This window comes from Cryobacterium adonitolivorans (genome assembly GCF_004402695.1).
Taxonomy (GTDB): domain Bacteria; phylum Actinomycetota; class Actinomycetes; order Actinomycetales; family Microbacteriaceae; genus Cryobacterium; species Cryobacterium adonitolivorans.
The window spans coordinates 1-15,245 of the sequence record NZ_SOFL01000039.1 but is presented as its reverse complement, the minus strand read 5'-3'; the positions used below and the strand labels follow the sequence as shown (position 1 = coordinate 15,245).

General features: G+C 68.6%; 13 protein-coding genes. 4 read left to right on the top strand and 9 right to left on the bottom strand.

The features are described 5' to 3' along the window. Positions 1-12: 12 nt before the first annotated feature. On the top strand, positions 13-2,175 hold the full coding sequence (locus E3O42_RS12155) for an ATP-dependent Clp protease ATP-binding subunit (protein WP_134454192.1): 2,163 nt from the start codon (positions 13-15) through the stop codon (positions 2,173-2,175). A 112-nt stretch (positions 2,176-2,287) separates the two neighbouring features. Next, positions 2,288-3,916: a sensor histidine kinase gene (locus E3O42_RS12150; RefSeq protein ID WP_134454191.1), complete on the top strand. Its 1,629-nt coding sequence runs from the start codon at positions 2,288-2,290 to the stop codon at positions 3,914-3,916. Here E3O42_RS12150 and E3O42_RS12145 read toward each other — a convergent pair. Continuing rightward, positions 3,909-5,201, bottom strand: coding sequence for an O-acetylhomoserine aminocarboxypropyltransferase/cysteine synthase family protein (locus E3O42_RS12145; RefSeq protein WP_134454207.1), 1,293 nt, complete (start codon positions 5,199-5,201; stop codon positions 3,909-3,911). The two genes, E3O42_RS12150 and E3O42_RS12145, sit on opposite strands and share 8 nt — an antisense overlap. Positions 5,202-5,224: 23 nt before the next feature. Next, positions 5,225-6,400: a MalY/PatB family protein gene (locus E3O42_RS12140; RefSeq protein ID WP_134454190.1), complete on the bottom strand. Its 1,176-nt coding sequence runs from the start codon at positions 6,398-6,400 to the stop codon at positions 5,225-5,227. 211 nt (positions 6,401-6,611) lie between these two features. Between E3O42_RS12140 and E3O42_RS12135 the strand changes: the two genes are divergently transcribed. Next, positions 6,612-7,109 (top strand): nitroreductase/quinone reductase family protein, encoded by a 498-nt coding sequence (locus tag E3O42_RS12135; protein ID WP_134454189.1) that lies wholly within the window; start codon positions 6,612-6,614, stop codon positions 7,107-7,109. Positions 7,110-7,180: 71 nt separating this feature from the next. Then, positions 7,181-8,230, top strand: coding sequence for a zinc-dependent alcohol dehydrogenase family protein (locus E3O42_RS12130; protein ID WP_134454188.1), 1,050 nt, complete (start codon positions 7,181-7,183; stop codon positions 8,228-8,230). An 84-nt stretch (positions 8,231-8,314) separates the two neighbouring features. On the opposite strand, the gene E3O42_RS12125 is transcribed toward E3O42_RS12130, so the two are convergent. The 7 genes from E3O42_RS12125 to E3O42_RS12095 form a co-directional block, all read right to left on the bottom strand. Further along, a complete protein-coding gene (locus E3O42_RS12125) occupies positions 8,315-8,890 on the bottom strand; it encodes a nitroreductase family protein (protein ID WP_134454187.1) in 576 nt (191 codons plus the stop codon). Positions 8,891-9,021: 131 nt separating this feature from the next. After that, a complete protein-coding gene (locus tag E3O42_RS12120) occupies positions 9,022-10,728 on the bottom strand; it encodes a long-chain-fatty-acid--CoA ligase (RefSeq protein ID WP_134454186.1) in 1,707 nt (568 codons plus the stop codon). Next, on the bottom strand, positions 10,725-11,795 hold the full coding sequence (locus tag E3O42_RS12115; protein ID WP_134454185.1) for a threonine aldolase family protein: 1,071 nt from the start codon (positions 11,793-11,795) through the stop codon (positions 10,725-10,727). Before E3O42_RS12115 ends, E3O42_RS12120 begins: the two co-directional genes overlap by 4 nt. Positions 11,796-11,907: 112 nt before the next feature. Beyond that, complete coding sequence (locus E3O42_RS12110; RefSeq protein ID WP_134454184.1) at positions 11,908-13,053, bottom strand: ABC transporter permease; 1,146 nt, start codon at positions 13,051-13,053, stop codon at positions 11,908-11,910. Then, positions 13,050-13,934 (bottom strand): ABC transporter ATP-binding protein, encoded by an 885-nt coding sequence (locus E3O42_RS12105; RefSeq protein ID WP_134454183.1) that lies wholly within the window; start codon positions 13,932-13,934, stop codon positions 13,050-13,052. Before E3O42_RS12105 ends, E3O42_RS12110 begins: the two co-directional genes overlap by 4 nt. Positions 13,935-14,063: 129 nt before the next feature. Continuing rightward, positions 14,064-14,570 carry a universal stress protein gene (locus E3O42_RS12100; protein WP_134454182.1) on the bottom strand — a complete coding sequence of 169 codons (507 nt, stop codon included), beginning with the start codon at positions 14,568-14,570 and terminating at the stop codon, positions 14,064-14,066. 81 nt (positions 14,571-14,651) lie between these two features. Further along, positions 14,652-15,245, bottom strand: a 594-nt coding sequence (locus E3O42_RS12095; RefSeq protein WP_134454181.1) for an HNH endonuclease signature motif containing protein, incomplete at its 5' end; no start/stop codon positions are given.

Sequence of the window (15,245 nt, the reverse complement as noted above, 5' to 3'; positions counted from 1 at the left end):
AAGGATGTTTTGATGGCCAACATGCAGGGTGCCCCCGCAACCGACGAGAAGCAGAAGACCGCGCTGGAACGGTACGGCGTGAACCTCACCGAGATCGCGAAGAGCGGCAAGCTCGATCCCGTGATCGGGCGTGACGCCGAGATCCGCCGGGTGAGCCAGGTGCTCACCCGGCGCACCAAGAACAACCCCGTGCTGATCGGCGAACCCGGCGTGGGCAAGACCGCCGTGGTGGAGGGCCTGGCCCAGCGCATCGTCGCCGGCGACGTGGCCGACTCGCTCAAGGGCAAGCAGCTGGTGGCCCTCGACCTGGCCGCTCTGGTGGCCGGCGCCAAGTACCGCGGCGAGTTCGAGGAACGCCTCAAGGCCGTGCTCAAGGAGATCAACGACGCCGACGGTCAGATCATCACCTTCGTCGACGAGCTGCACACCCTGATGGGCGCCGGCGGCGGCGAGGGCTCCGTGGCGGCGTCGAACATGCTCAAGCCCATGCTCGCCCGCGGTGAGCTGCGCCTGATCGGCGCCACCACCCTCAACGAATACCGCGAGTTCATCGAAAAGGATGCCGCGCTCGAGCGCCGCTTCCAGCCGGTGCTGGTGGACGAACCCAGCGTCGAAGACACCGTCGCCATCCTCCGCGGACTCAAGGAACGCTACGAGGCACACCACAAGGTGTCGATCGCGGATGCCGCGCTCGTCGCCGCGGCGTCACTCTCGAACCGGTACATCACCGCGAGGCAGCTGCCCGACAAGGCCATCGACCTGATCGACGAGGCCGCCAGCCGGTTGCGCATGGAGATCGATTCCTCCCCGGTGGAGATCGACGAACTGCGGCGCAGTGTCGACAGACTCAAGCTCGAGGAACTCGCGCTGAAGAAGGAGAAGGACGACGCCTCCAGGGCGCGCCTGGAGAAGTTGCGCGCCGACCTGGCCGAGCGCCAGGTGAAACTCGACGAGTTGCAGGCCCGCTGGAACAAGGAACGCGCCTCGCTCAACCGGGTCGGTGACCTGAGGAAGCGCCTGGATAGCGCGAAAAACCAGGCCGAGGTGGCCGAACGACGTGGCGACCTGGAAAAGGCCTCGAGGCTTCTCTACGGTGACATCCCGGTGATCCAGCGGGAGCTCGCCGAGGCCGAGCAGACCGAGCAGGAGGGCGCCCGGATGGTCGGCGACCAGGTCACCGCCGAGGACATCGCCGCCGTGGTCGCCGCGTGGACCGGCATCCCGGTGGGTCGGTTGCTGCAGGGCGAGTCCGACAAACTGCTGGGCCTCGAGGGCGAGCTCGGCCACCGGCTGATCGGCCAGAAGCGGGCCGTGCGCGCCGTGGCCGATGCGGTGCGCCGGTCACGCGCCGGCATATCCGACCCTGACCGGCCCACCGGCTCATTCCTGTTCCTCGGCCCCACCGGCGTGGGCAAGACCGAGCTGGCCAAGGCACTCGCCGAGTTCCTCTTCGACGACGAGAAGGCCATGGTGCGCATCGACATGAGCGAGTACGGCGAGAAGTTCTCCGTCTCCCGCCTGGTCGGCGCCCCTCCCGGCTACATCGGCTACGAGCAGGGTGGCCAGCTCACCGAGGCCGTGCGCCGCCGCCCGTACTCGGTGATCCTCTTCGACGAGGTGGAGAAGGCGCATCCCGAAGTCTTCGACGTTCTGCTGCAGGTGCTCGACGACGGCCGGCTCACGGATGGCCAGGGTCGCACCGTCGATTTCCGCAACACCATCCTGGTGCTCACCTCCAACCTCGGCTCCCAGTACCTCGTCGACCCCACCCTCAGCACCGAGGAGAAAGAGGAGGCCGTACAGCAGATGGTGCGGCAGACCTTCAAGCCCGAATTCGTGAACCGGCTCGACGACATCGTGGTGTTCTCGTCGCTCTCCACCGACGACCTCGCACAGATCGTGGAGCTCTACGTCGACAGGCTGCAGCGCCGCCTCGGCGAACGCCGGCTCGAACTGGCGGTGACCCCGGATGCCCGCTCCTGGCTGGCCGAACGCGGCTATGACCCGATTTACGGGGCACGACCGTTGCGGCGGCTGATGCAGACGGAGATCGACGACAGGCTGGCCATGGCTCTGCTGGGCGGTAGCATCCGCGACGGCGAGACGGTTCTGGTGGACCTCGCCGAGGACGGCGACTCGCTGACCGTGGCCGCGGCACCGATCGGGCATGCCTGAACACGCGCAGGTTTACTCCCGTAATGGGGACAATGTGCTGCGGACCTGCTTGAATTCACAGGAGGGCTGGCAATTGAGCCTGTGACGCCTCACTGAACGTGAGGATCGTCGAGTGACGCAGCTGCCGGGTCTGCCCGTGCCGACGGTTCGGCCACCGAGTATCCGCGAGTTCCCGTTGACCCAGGTGCCGTTCCTGGCGGGTGTGGCGGTGCTCCTGGGCTTCGTGCTGGCCGGGGCGCCGGAGGCCCTCCTCGAGACCGGCTTCCAGGTGGGGTTGGGCCTGGTTGTCATCGCCACCCTGGCGGGCCTGCTCGTGCCCTGGCCGTGGTTCGGGCACCAGTGGTTGGTCATCGTTCCGCTGCTCGACGTCGTGGTGGTCGCGCTCCTCCGTGACGGGGTGCGGGAGATCTTCCCGGCCGTGGGGATGCTCATCGTGTTGCCCGTGCTGTGGCTGGCCTACGGCTTCGCGTGGTGGGCGCTCGGCCTCGCGCTGGTCGGGGCGGTGTTCGTGAGTGGGTTTCCCCTGGTGCTGGCCGGCCGCTGGCCCACCGACGCCGTCGGGTGGGGATCGGTGCTGCTCCTGCCCACCATCACCGCGTTCATCGCCATCACCGCCCGCATCGCCGCCAACGCCCTCCGGGCCCAACAGCGCGAACTGGTGGCCGTGTCCGGCGCGCTGCGCACCGCCCTGCTCGAGGCAACGGACCGGCAAGCCACCTTCGAAGCCGTGATGGAGACCGTGGACGCCGGCATCGAGCTCTACAACCCACAGGGCGAGGTGATACTGAGCAACGCCGCCGCCCGCGCCCTCGCCGTGCGCACCGACTCGGCCACCGGATCCTACGGCCGGGATGCCTCCCTGGTCTTCGACGAGGACCGCACCACCCTGGTCGCCCTCGACGATCAGATCGCCGCCAGGGCCATGCGCGGAGACCTCGTCGCCGGGCGGGTGTACTGGGTCGGCGGTGACGACGACCAGAGCGCCATTATCGCGTCCTCCGGGGTGGTCGAACGCGAATCCGGATATCCGCTGGGCACGGTTGTGGTGGCCACCGACGTCACCCCGCTGGTGGAGGCCATAGCCGTGCGCGACGACTTTCTCGCCACGGTGTCGCACGAGCTGCGCACCCCGCTCACCTCGATCATCGGCTACCTGGGCCTGATCGACGCCGAGGAACTGGGCATCACCATGGAGGTCAGCGTGATCGAGCGTAACGCCGAACGTCTGCTCTCGGTGATCGCGCAACTGCTCAGTGCCACCGATGGCCAGCCGCTGCTTCACCGGGTCGACTCCGACCTCGGCCGAATTCTGCGCTCGAGCCTGGACACCGCCCGACCGCGGGCGCAGAGCGCCGGCGTCACCATCAGCGCCCGTGACGAGGCCGTGGTGCTCGCGCGGGTCGACCCGGTGGCCATCGAGCATGTCATCGACAATCTGCTCACCAACGCCATCAAGTTCTCCCGGCCGCAGGGTTCGGTCACGCTCAGCGTCGACCACGACGACACGGCTGCGGTGCTGCGGGTCTCCGACGACGGCATCGGGCTCAGCGCCGAGGATCAGCGCCAGGTGTTCGACAGGTTCTTCCGCGCCCGCAGCTCCACCGAACTGGCCATCCCCGGCATGGGGCTGGGCCTGGCGATCGTCCGGGCGGTCGTGCACGCCCACCAGGGCACCGTGGAGGTCTCCAGCGTGCTGGGCGAGGGCACCACATTCACGGTGCGGATACCGCTCGTCAGCTGAGCGCGTGGTCCAGGTCGGCGATGAGGTCAGTCACGTCCTCGATTCCGACGGAGAGGCGGATGAGGCCGGGGGCGATGCCCAGGCGGTCGCGCAACTCCTGGCTGAACGAGGCGTGGGTCGACGTGGCGGGGTGCAACGCCATCGACCGGGTGTCGCCGATGTTGGTCATGTGGCTGATCACCCGCAGACGATCGAGGAACCGCCCCGCCCCGGCCTCGCCGCCGCGCACGGTGAAGGAGAACACCGAGCCGCTCCGGCCGCCATAGAGCCGCTGGGCGAGGCCGTAGGCCGGATTGCCCGGCAGGCCTGCATAGTCGACGCTCTCGACGCCCGGATGCTCGGCCAGCCAGGCCGCGATGGCCAGCGAGTTCGACAGGTGTCTTTCCATCCGCAGCGACAGCGTCTCGATGCCCTGGTGCAGCAGGAATGAGTTGAACGGGCTCAGCGCCGGGCCGATGTCGTTGACGACGGCCTCGCGCGTCGCCCGCGCGTAGGCCGTGCGACCGAACTTCTCGGCGATGGACGGCAGGCCCGCCGCGGACTGCGTGATCAGCGGGTACGACCGGTCGGCGGCGGCCCAGTCGAAGCTGCCGCCGTCGACGATGGTGCCGGAGATCGCCGCGCCGTGTCCGCTGAGGAACTTGGTCGACGAGTGCACGACGATGTCGGCGCCGTGCTCGAACGGCCGGATCAGGAACGGCGACGCGATCGTGTTGTCGACGACGAACGGGATGCCGTGCCGTTTCGCGACCGCGGCGACCCGGCCGATGTCGACGATGTCGTTCTTGGGGTTGGGGATGGTCTCGCTGAAGATGGCCGTGGTGTTCGGCCGGATGACGCGGTCCCATTCTTCGTCGTCGAATTCGTCCCAGACGTAGTCGACCGTGACCCCGAACCGGGCGAAGCTGCGCCCGAAGAGGATGCGGGTGCCGCTGTAGATGCTCGCCGTGGAGACGATGTGGTCGCCGGACTGCGCAATCGACAGCAGCGCGGCGGTGATCGCGGCCTGGCCGGAAGCCACGACAATGGCCTCGGTGCCGCCCTCGAGCGAGGCGATCCGCCGCTCCGCCACACCGCCGGACGGGTTGCGCTGCCGGGAGTAGATGAGACCGTCGGCCTCGCCGGCGAAGCGGGCCTTGGCATCCGTGAATGAGTCGAACCGGAAGCCCGCGGTCATGTTGATGGGAGAAATGCGGGCGCCGCTGGTGAGGTCGTCGTACTCGCCGGCGTGCACCTGGCGGGTGTCGAAGGCGTAGCCCTCCCAGTCGTACTCGGGCTGGGACATACAGTCTGAGGCGGCGTCGAGGGTCACAGTGTCACTTTCAGTCGGTGCACGGCGGCGGCCATCTGCCGCACGGCCTGTTCGAGGATGGGTCGGGGCATGGCGAAGATCAGGCGGGCGTGGTTGGCGTACCCGGTGCCGCACAGGGCCCCGTCGGTGAGCGTCACACCGGCCTCGGTGCGGAAGAAATCGGCGATGGACCCCTCGATGCCCAGCGCCGAACAGTCCAGCCAGGCGATGTAGGTGGCGTCCGGCATCGAGTACCGCACCTCAGGCAGATGCTCGGCGAGCAGGTCCCGCAGGGCCGTGCGGTTGCCGTCGAGGTAGTCGATCACCTCGGCCAGCCACTCGCGGCCGTCGGCGTATGCGGCGGTGGCGGCGATGACCCCCGGGGTGGACGCTCCGTGCACGACGCTGAATCCGTAGACCTGGTAGACCTCTTCGTCGGCCGGGTTGGAAGTGATGAACTGCGCGGTCTTGAGTCCGGGCAAGTTCCAGGCTTTGGAGGCCGAGGTGGCCGTGATGGTGTGCCGGGCCGTTTCGCGGGAGATCGACGCGTACGGGATGTGCCGGGTGCCGCCGTAGCGCAGCGGCGCATGGATCTCGTCGGCGAAGACCCGGCCGTTGTGCCGCTCGACGACCTCGGCGATGGCCTCCAGTTCGGCCAGGGTCAGGGCCACGCCGGTGGGATTGTGCGGGTTGCAGAGCACGAGGGTGCGGGCGCCGGCGTGGAAGGCCGCATCGATCGCGGCCAGGTCGTGACTCCATCGTCCGTCAACGGTGTGGCCGGGGACCTCGAAGATTTTCCGCCCCAGGGTGGGAGTGAAGCTCAGGAACGGCATGTACGACGGGGTGGGGATGATGACCCCGCTTTCGGCCGGCGAGAACCGGCGCACGGTGACGTCGAAGGCCGACATGACGTCGGACACCGGGTGGATGTTCTCCGGTGGCACGACCCAGCCGGAATCGTTCAGGAGCCAGTCTGCGGTCGCCTCGGCCATCATCCGCGTGGTGGTGGGGGCGACATAGCCCAGTTCACCGGCGGCGACGGCACGGTGCAGGGCGGCGGATACCGCTGGCGCCGTGCCGAAGTCCATCTCGGCCACCCACGCGCCGATGGTGCCAGGGTGCAGGCTCCACTTGCGGCTGCTCGCGCGGCTGAGCTCGTTGCGAGTGATCTCGTCGAAACGTGATGGCGTCATCGGGGTACTTTCGGGTCTGGCAGGCACTGGATGCTTGTCGACCCTAGTAATGGAGCGGGGGCTGAGGGAACCCGGATGACGCACGGCGACTTTTTTCGGAAGCGCCCGGGGAAGCGGCCGGGGGAGAGGCCAGCGTCGGCGTGCGAGCGGAACGGTTGTACAGTCGCGCTGAACAGATCCGGTTCTGACCGAGCGAGAGGAAGCGATCGCCATGACGACCCCCAGCCGCGGCAACGGAACGACCGAGCGGACCCCGCGGCTACCGCCGCGCTGGTTTGTCGTGCTGGCCTGGAAGGTGCACAGGGCCCTGTTCCGGGTGACCGGTGGTCGTGGTCTGTGGCGCGCGCGGCCCCAGCGGTGGGGTGCGCTGCGGTTGACCACGACCGGGCGCCGCAGCGGCCAGGACCGGTCAGTGATCGTGGGCTATCTGGAGGACGGCCCGAACCTGGTGACCCTGGCGATGAACGGCTGGGGCGAGGCAGAGCCCGCGTGGTGGCTGAACCTTCAGGCGCACCCGGGCTGTCGGGTCCAACTCGCCGACGGGTCTCGCGACGTCATCGCGCACGCCGCCAGCGGAGCGGAGCGATCCAGGCTGTGGGACCGCTGGCGGTCGGTGGACAAGGACCTCGACGGGTTCGCCCGCCGCCGCCCCGCCGAAACGGCCGTCGTGGTCCTCGAACCCGCCCCCACCTCCTCCCGCGAGCTGTGAGTTAAGCACCAGAGTTCGGAGTTTTTCGGGGCAAAACTCACGGCTCGCAGGCTGAGGGTTAGGCTTTTCGGATGCGTGCAACAGTTATTTACGGCGAGCGGGATGTCCGACTCGATGAAGTTCCCGACCCAGTCCTCTCCACCGGCGGTGACGCTATCGTGCGGGTGGTGGCGGCCTGCGTCTGCGGGTCCGACCTCTGGCCGTACCGCGGCGTGACCCCCATCGACGAGCCGCACCGGATCGGCCATGAGTTCGTCGGCATCGTCGACGAGATCGGCCCAGACGTCACCACCATCAAGGTCGGCGATTTCGTCATCGCCCCGTTCTACGACTGCGACAACACCTGCGTCAACTGTCTGAACGGCGTCAGCACCTCCTGCCTCAACGGCGGCTGGTGGGGCTCCGACGACAAGCTCGGCGGCTTCGCCGACGGAGCCCAGGGCGAACGCGTGCGGGTTCCGCACGCCGACGGTTCGCTCGTCGCCACCCCCGCGGCGCCCACGGATGCCCAGATTCCGGGCCTGCTCACCCTGGCCGACGTGATGGGCACCGGCCACCACGCCGCCGTCTCGGCCGGCGTCACCTCCGGCAGCACCGTCGTCGTGGTCGGCGACGGGGCCGTGGGCCTCTGCGCGATCATCGCCGCCAAGCGCCTCGGCGCCTCCCGCATCGTCGCCATGTCGCGGCATGCCGACCGGCAGGCCGTCGCCCGCGAATTCGGGGCCACCGACATCGTCGAGGAGCGCGGCGACGCGGGCGTCGACCGCATCCATGAGATGTTCGACGGCGTCGGCGCCGACTGCGTGCTCGAGTGCGTCGGCACCGAGGAATCGATGGACCAGGCGATCCGCTCGACCCGGCCCGGCGGCATGGTCGGCTACGTCGGCGTGCCCAACGGCGGCGCCGAGCTGCCGATCAAGGCCTTGTTCGGCCGCAACGTGGGTGTGAACGGCGGAGTCGCATCCGTGCGCGCCTACGTGGAAGAGCTGCTGCCCGAGGTCCTCGCCGGGGAGATCGACCCCGGCCGGGTCTTCGACCTGCAGCTGCCGCTGTCCGAAGTGGCGTTGGCCTACGCCGCGATGGACGAGCGCCGGGCCATCAAGGTGCTGCTGCGACCGTAGCCCGCGCCGCTTAGGAAGGACGCGCTCATGAAGAACGCCCCTCTGCTCTGCGAGCGGAGGGGCGTTCTGTCTTCAGAGGGGGGCTTAGTCGTTCACCAGCAGGATCTCGGTGAGCGTCTTGCGGGTGCGCGGCGCGATCTCGCGCGCGAGCAGCTCCGGGCTGAGAGCCTCGGCGTCACCGAGCACACCGAGCACGGTCACGGTGACGGCGTCCTGGTTGTCCTTGAGGCGGAACGCATCCGCCAGCGCCTTGCGGTCGATGCCGCCGAGCTGGTGGGTGAACAGGCCCTCGTGCTGCGCCTGGATGGTGAGGTGCGCGACGGCCTGGCCGAGGTCGTACTGCGCCCAGGGGTTGTCACCCTCGGCGATGTTGAGGATCAGCACCGACGCCTTGTCGGCCCAGGCCTGGTTGAAGCCCTTCAAGTTCGCGTGGATCATGCGGAAGCTCTCGGAACCGCGGCGGGCGACGATGAACCGGGCCGGCTGGTTGTTGTTGCCGGACGGCGCCCACCGGGCGGCCTCGAGCACCGTGATGAGGGTGTCCTCGTCGATGACGGCGGTCGGGTCGAAGCCGCGAGGGCTCCAGCGCGCGGCCATCGCCGGGAGGATCGGCGCCGTCGTGTCGGCGGCGCGGCTGTGGGTGTCGGTAATGAGGGTCATGATGCCCGGCTTTCTCTCGTGCGTGTCTTTCAATTGGCGCGGGGCCTCATCGTCCCAGTGTGGGTCAACGCGGTGTGGGCCCAGTTATTCCATGCATCCGCATATTCGGCGCGGTTCTCGGATGCTGCGGGTCAGGCGGTGCGCTCCGTCGACGCTTCGAGGTTGTCGCGCACGGTGCGGCGCAGGACCTTGCCGATCAGCGAGCGGGGCAGATCGTCGACCTCGACGATGTTGCGGGGCACCTTGTAGGCGGAGATGCGGGTGCGGCAGTACTCCCGGAGGCCGGCCACGTCGAGGGTGGCGCCGGCGATGAGCACCACCGCGGCGACGACATCCTCGCCGCCGTGCGCGCTCTTGAGTCCCACAACGGCGGCATCGGCGACGTCGGGATGCGACAGCAGGGCCGCCTCCACCTCGGAGGGGGACACGTTGAACCCGCCGGTGATGATCAATTCCTTGATGCGGTCCACGATGGTGACGAAGCCGTCCGACGACACCGTGACGATGTCCCCGGTGCGCAGCCAACCATCCGGCAACAGTGTCTGGGCGGTCTCGGTGGGGCGGTCCCAGTAGCCGGAGAAGACCTGCGGGCCACGGATCAGCAGCTCGCCCTCCTCGTCGAATCCGCGGTCGACGGCGGGGTCCTCGGGGTCGACCACCCGGATCTCGGTGCTGGGGAACGGCACCCCGACGGTGCCCGGGCGCCGGCTCGGGCCCATCGGGTTGCCCACGGCGATGGGGGAACATTCGGTCATGCCGTAGCCCTCCACCAGCAGGCCGCCGGTGGCGGACTCCCACAGTTCGACCGTTGTCAGGGGCAGGCTCATCGCACCCGAAATGGCGTACTTCGTGCCGCGCAGGCTGATGTTCTTCTTGGCGGCGGCCTTCACCAGGCGGTCGTAGATCGGCGGAACCGCGGGAAGGAAGGTGGGCGGGGTGCGCTTGACGGCGTTCAGCACCAGCCCCTCGTCGAACTTGGGGAACAGCACCAGACGGGCGCCGATCGACATGGCGACGGTGAGACAGAGGGTGAGGCCATAGGCGTGGAACATCGGCAGCACGCCGTAGAAGACCTCGTTGCCGCGCTCGAGGCCGGGCACCCAGGCCTCGCTTTGCTGCGCATTCGCCTGCAGGTTGAAGTGGGTGAGGATCGCGCCCTTGGGCGAACCGGTGGTGCCGCTGGTGTACTGCAGCACGGCGGTGTCGCCGAGCAGCGGGCGAGGATGCGCTGTGCGCAGCCGGCGGGAACCCACCAGGGCGCTCCACTCGATGGCGTCCTTGAGCGGCTGGGCCACGGTGAGGGCGGCGCGGGCGGTGCGGGACTTGGGGATCGGCAGGCGCAGCGCCAGCCGGGTGGCGAGCGGCATCGACCGGGTGACGTCCACGGCCACGACCGTGTGTAGACCCATGTCGCGGGGGAAGCCGCGCACCATGGAGTAGACCTTGTCCCAGACGATGGCGACGCTGGCGCCGTGGTCCTCGAACTGGTGGCGCAGTTCACGTTCGGTGTAGAGCGGGTTGTGCTCCACCACGATCGCGCCGAGGCGCAGCACGGCGTAGAACGCGACGATGTGCTGCGGGCAGTTCGGCAGCACGAGCGCCACCCTGTCGCCGGGCTTGACGCCGAGCCGGCGCAGGCCGTTGGCGACCCGGGAGATCTCATCGCCCAGCTGCGCGTAGGTCATGGTGCCACCGAAGAAGTCCAGCGCCACCGAGGCGCCGAACCGCCGGGTGGAGCCTTCGATCATGTCGATGAGGGTCTCGGTGGGATCCTCGATCGTGTTGGGCACGCCCGCAGCGTAGGAGCTCAACCAGGGCTTGTTCAGGAAGACGTTCATGCGCTGACCAGTTCCTTTTTCAGGGCGGCGACGAAATCATCGACGTCGTCGGGGGTGGTGTCGAAGCCGCACATCCAGCGCACCTCGCCGGTGGCCGGGTTCCAGTCGTAGAACCTGTAAAACTCGCGCACCTTGTCGGCCACACCGGCCGGCAGCACGGCGAAGATCGCGTTGGCCTGAGTGGGCTGGCTGAACGAGAGCCCGGCCACCGAGCCATCCGCCAGGCCCTCTTCGAGCGCGCCGCGCAGGCGTGCGGCCATGGCATTGGCGTGATCGGCGTTGCGCAGCCACAGGTCGCCCTCGAGCAGGGCGATCAGCTGGGCCGAGATGAAGCGCATTTTCGAGGACAGCTGCATGTTCAGTTTGCGCAGGTACTTCAGGCCGGTGGAGCTGTGCGGGTTGAGCACCACGATGCACTCGCCGAGCATCATGCCGTTCTTGGTGCCACCGAAGCTGAGCACATCGACGCCGGCGTCGCTGGTGAACTCCCGGAACGGCACCCCGAGGGCGGCCGCGGCGTTGGAGATGCGGGCGCCGTCCATGTGCAGCAGCATGCCGTTGGCGTGCGCGTGGTCGGCGATGGCGCGCACCTCGGCCGGCGTGTACAGGGTGCCGAGCTCGGTGGTCTGGGTGATCGACACGACGAGCGGCTGCGCGCGGTGCTCGTCGCCCCAGCCCCAGGCTTCCTGGTCGATCAGGGCGGGGGTGAGCTTGCCGTCCGGCGTCTCGATTGGCAGCAGCTTGAGCCCGCCGACCCGCTCGGGGGCGCCGCCCTCGTCGGTGTGGATGTGCGCGGTGCTCGCGCAGATCACCGCACCCCAGCGCGGCAGCATCGACTGCAGCCCGGTGACGTTGGCGCCGGTGCCGTTGAACACCGGGAACGCCTCCACGCCCTCGCCGAAATGCCGCGTGAAAACACGCTGCAATTCGGCGGTGTAGACGTCGTCGCCGTAGGCGATCTGGTGGGCGCCGTTGGCCCGCACGATGGCGTCGAGAATCTCCGGGTGAATGCCGGAATAGTTGTCGGACGCGAATCCGCGCGAGAGCAGGTCATGGAGGGAGGTCACCCCTCCATCTTGGCGTAAACCCCGGCAGCGAATCTGTGCGTCTACCCCGGGGTGCCGCACGGATAATGTGTCTGCACCCCGGGTCAGGACCGGATTTGCTCGTGCGCGCCGATCAGCCGCGCAGGGCCTGCTTGATGGTGACGCGGCCGCCCATCCGCAGCAGTGAGTTGCGGTAGATGCGCGAGCCCAGGACGATCACCCCGGCCGTGGTCACGGCGAGGATGACCAGCGCCAGCACCGGCTCCCACCACTCGGCCGAGCCCAGGAAGATGCGCACGGGCATCCCGACCGGGGCGGAGAATGGAACGTAGGACATGATGGCCATCACGAGCGGGTTGTCGTTGAAGAAGATCACCAGGAAGTAGGGGATCATCACCAGGTACGTCACCGGTGCGGTGGTCGAGCCCACGTCTTCCTGCCGGGACACCATCGACGCCGTCGCGGCGAAGAGGGCAGCGATCATCACGAAGCCGAACGCGAAGAACACCGCGAACCAGCCGATGGCCGGCCCCAGGTCGGCCAGCAGCACCCGTTGGCCGGTGACCGCCATGCCGATGCCCACCAGCAGGGCGATGACCACGATCTGGCCCAACGCCATGATCGAGTTGCCCACCACCTTGCCCGCCAGCAGGGCACGCACCGGGATGGCGGACATCAGGATCTCAACGACCCGGGTCTGCTTCTCCTCGACGACGCTCTGCGCGATGGTGGAACCGAAGGTCAGCGCCGACATGAAGAACACCAGGCCGAAGCCGAGCGCCACGATGTAGACGAGGAATCCGCCCTGTTCGGCCGGTTCGAGCAACTCGACGGAGGGTGAGACGCTGAGCGCGTTCATGACCGCGCTCGGCGGTGAATCCAGGGCGATCACGCTGACCCCGAGCCGGGAGTCATCCGGCACCACTGCGGCTTCGACGGTGCCGTCGCGCACGAGGGCCTCTGCGGCCGCGACGTCGTCGGCGGAGACCGTGGTGAGACCGGCGGACTCGCCGACCACGGCGCCGGCCGTGCCGACCACGGCCACCGAGGTGGTGGACGGGTTGGCGCTCATGATGCCGCCGGCGACGACGGAGCCGACCGCGATCAGCAGCAGGATGCCGGTGGAGATGAGGAAGGCCTTGCTGCGCAAGCGCGAGATGATCTCCCGCGTGGAGACCAACCAGACGCTGGCCCAGAAGTTGGGCGCCGGGTGCGTGGTGCGGGTTCCGGCACCCTGGTGGGGTTCGGTGACCCGGCCCGGCTTGATTTCAGTGCTCATCGCACGACCTCCTTGAAGATGGTGGAGAGGGAGGGCCGGAGGTGGCCGAAGGAGTGCACGGCGCCGCGGGTGAGGGCCTCGCGGAGTACCTGCTGGCTGGCGGCGTCGGAGTCGGCCTCGAAAACGGCTTCGCCGCCGTCGAAGTCGATCACGGTGATCCCGGCGACGCCGCGGATCCAGCCGGCGTCGGCAGCCGTGTGGATCTCGAACCTGGGGGTGCTGAACTGCTCGCGCAGGCGTTCGCGGGACCCGTTGGCGCGGATTTCGCCGGCGGCGATGATCACGAGGTCGTCGCAGAGCCGTTCGACGAGGTCGAGCTGATGCGAAGAGAACAGCACGGGGGCGCCGGCGGCGGCGCGCTCCTTGAGCACCGTGAGCACCACCTCGACGGCGATGGGGTCGAGGCCGGAGAACGGCTCGTCGAGTACCAGGAATTCCGGGTCGTGCACGAGCGCTGCGGCGATCTGGGCGCGCTGCTGGTTGCCCAGCGACAGGGCCTCAACGTGATCGTTGGCGCGCTCGCCGAGGCCGAGTCGCTCGAGCAGGTCGCTGGCGTTGCGCTTGGCGGCGCTGGTGCTCACGCCGTGCAGCCTGGCCAGGTAGACCAGCTGTTCGGCCACCTTCATCTTCGGGTAGAGGCCGCGTTCCTCGGGCATGTAGCCGAACCGGCGCCGGTCACCGGCAGTGAGCGGTACACCGTCGAGCAGCACGCTGCCGGAGTCCGGTGAGAGCACGCCCAGAATGATGCGCATCGATGTGGTCTTGCCGGCGCCGTTGGCACCGACGAAGCCGGTCATGCGGCCCGCGCCGACACTGAAGCTCACATCGGTGAGCACCTGGTGGGTGCCGTAGTGCTTGTTGATGGCCCTGATCTCGAGCATGTCTGCCCTTTCGTTGCGTATCTTCAACGCTAGAGAGGTTGGGCCGTGGCCGCATCCGCCTGCGGGGTGAGTGTCTGCCTCAGCCCACAGGGTGAGGCGCTCTCGGCACGGGGTTGAGCCCGTCGGAACTCACTCCTCGTCCCAGGGCAGTTCGGTGCCGAACGGAATCGGGTTGAGCGGGATGGTGATCACCGGGCGTTGCTGGCCGTGAGCCAGGCGCACGGCCACCGATCCGGTGAAGAACGACCGCAGTGTATGCCGCACGGTGGGTTCGCGGGACCCGACGACGATCATCATGGCCCGCACAGTGCCGGCGAGATGGCCGAGCGCCCTGGCGGGCTCGCCGGCGAGGGCCCGCGTCGACCAGGCGACACTGCGACCGTGCAACACCCGTTCGATCTGGGCGCGGAGGCCCGGGTCGAACTCGGCGGCCGCCTGCTCTAACACGTCCGGGTCGAATGAGGCCGACGTCATGCTGCCGTCTGGCAGCTCCTCGAGCATGTAGCGGCTCGGGTCCACCGACGCGCAGATCAACTCGGCGCCGAACTGGGCGGCGAATTCCGACGCGGCGAGGACCACGGCATCCGGCTGGCCCGACGTGACACCGACGACCACGGGCGGGGGTGTGCGCACCATGGTTGCTCCTCTGCGACGCAGAACTCCGGCGCCGTCCCCCCGGTGCCGGGCTCTGCTTCGACCCTAGCCGGGATACCCGGCTCAGAACGGCGGCGGATCCTCGGACGCGGGGTGGGTTCGCACCGGCTCCGGATCAAGTGGAACCGTCGCGGACGCCGAAGGCCTGACCGGCGATGGTGCCGGTGCCGGTCTCTGCGCCGGTGGTACTGGCGACGCTGCCGGGTCGATGGGGTTGGTTGGTCGGTTGTCGTAGCTGGTGGGGTCGTTGCTGGTGGGGTCATAGCTGGCTGGGTCGGTGTTGGTGGGGGCTGAGGTGTAGGTCTTGCCGGCGGGGGTGGTCCAGGTCAGGGCGCCGCCGGGGCCCTGGCTGGTTGTGAAGCTGGATTGGTGTTTCAGGCGGTGGCAGCTCTTGCACAGGTGCACGAGGTTGTCGACGTCGGTGGGGCCGCCGGTGTTCCAGGCCCGGGTGTGGTCGATCTCGCTCAAGCTCGCGCGCCGGTTGCAGCCGATCCCTTGGCAGGTTTGGTCGCGGGCCTGTAGGTACCGGCGCATGTCGGCCGGCGGTGCGTGGGTGACGCGGCCCATGCTGAGCCGGCAGCCGGTCTCGGGGTGGGTGAGGATGCGGGTCCAGCTGGTGGCCGTTCCCGCGATCCGGCGGGCGGTCTCGGGGTCGAT

Coding starts and splice junctions, on each gene's coding strand:
- E3O42_RS12105 (WP_134454183.1), bottom strand. CDS start 13,934: ATGCTCGAGATCAGGGCCATCAACAAGCACTACGGCACCCACCAGGTG.
- E3O42_RS12130 (WP_134454188.1), top strand. CDS start 7,181: ATGCGTGCAACAGTTATTTACGGCGAGCGGGATGTCCGACTCGATGAA.
- E3O42_RS12120 (WP_134454186.1), bottom strand. CDS start 10,728: ATGAACGTCTTCCTGAACAAGCCCTGGTTGAGCTCCTACGCTGCGGGC.
- E3O42_RS12125 (WP_134454187.1), bottom strand. CDS start 8,890: ATGACCCTCATTACCGACACCCACAGCCGCGCCGCCGACACGACGGCG.
- E3O42_RS12100 (WP_134454182.1), bottom strand. CDS start 14,570: ATGGTGCGCACACCCCCGCCCGTGGTCGTCGGTGTCACGTCGGGCCAG.
- E3O42_RS12140 (WP_134454190.1), bottom strand. CDS start 6,400: ATGACGCCATCACGTTTCGACGAGATCACTCGCAACGAGCTCAGCCGC.
- E3O42_RS12145 (WP_134454207.1), bottom strand. CDS start 5,201: ATGTCCCAGCCCGAGTACGACTGGGAGGGCTACGCCTTCGACACCCGC.
- E3O42_RS12110 (WP_134454184.1), bottom strand. CDS start 13,053: ATGAGCACTGAAATCAAGCCGGGCCGGGTCACCGAACCCCACCAGGGT.
- E3O42_RS12135 (WP_134454189.1), top strand. CDS start 6,612: ATGACGACCCCCAGCCGCGGCAACGGAACGACCGAGCGGACCCCGCGG.
- E3O42_RS12155 (WP_134454192.1), top strand. CDS start 13: ATGGCCAACATGCAGGGTGCCCCCGCAACCGACGAGAAGCAGAAGACC.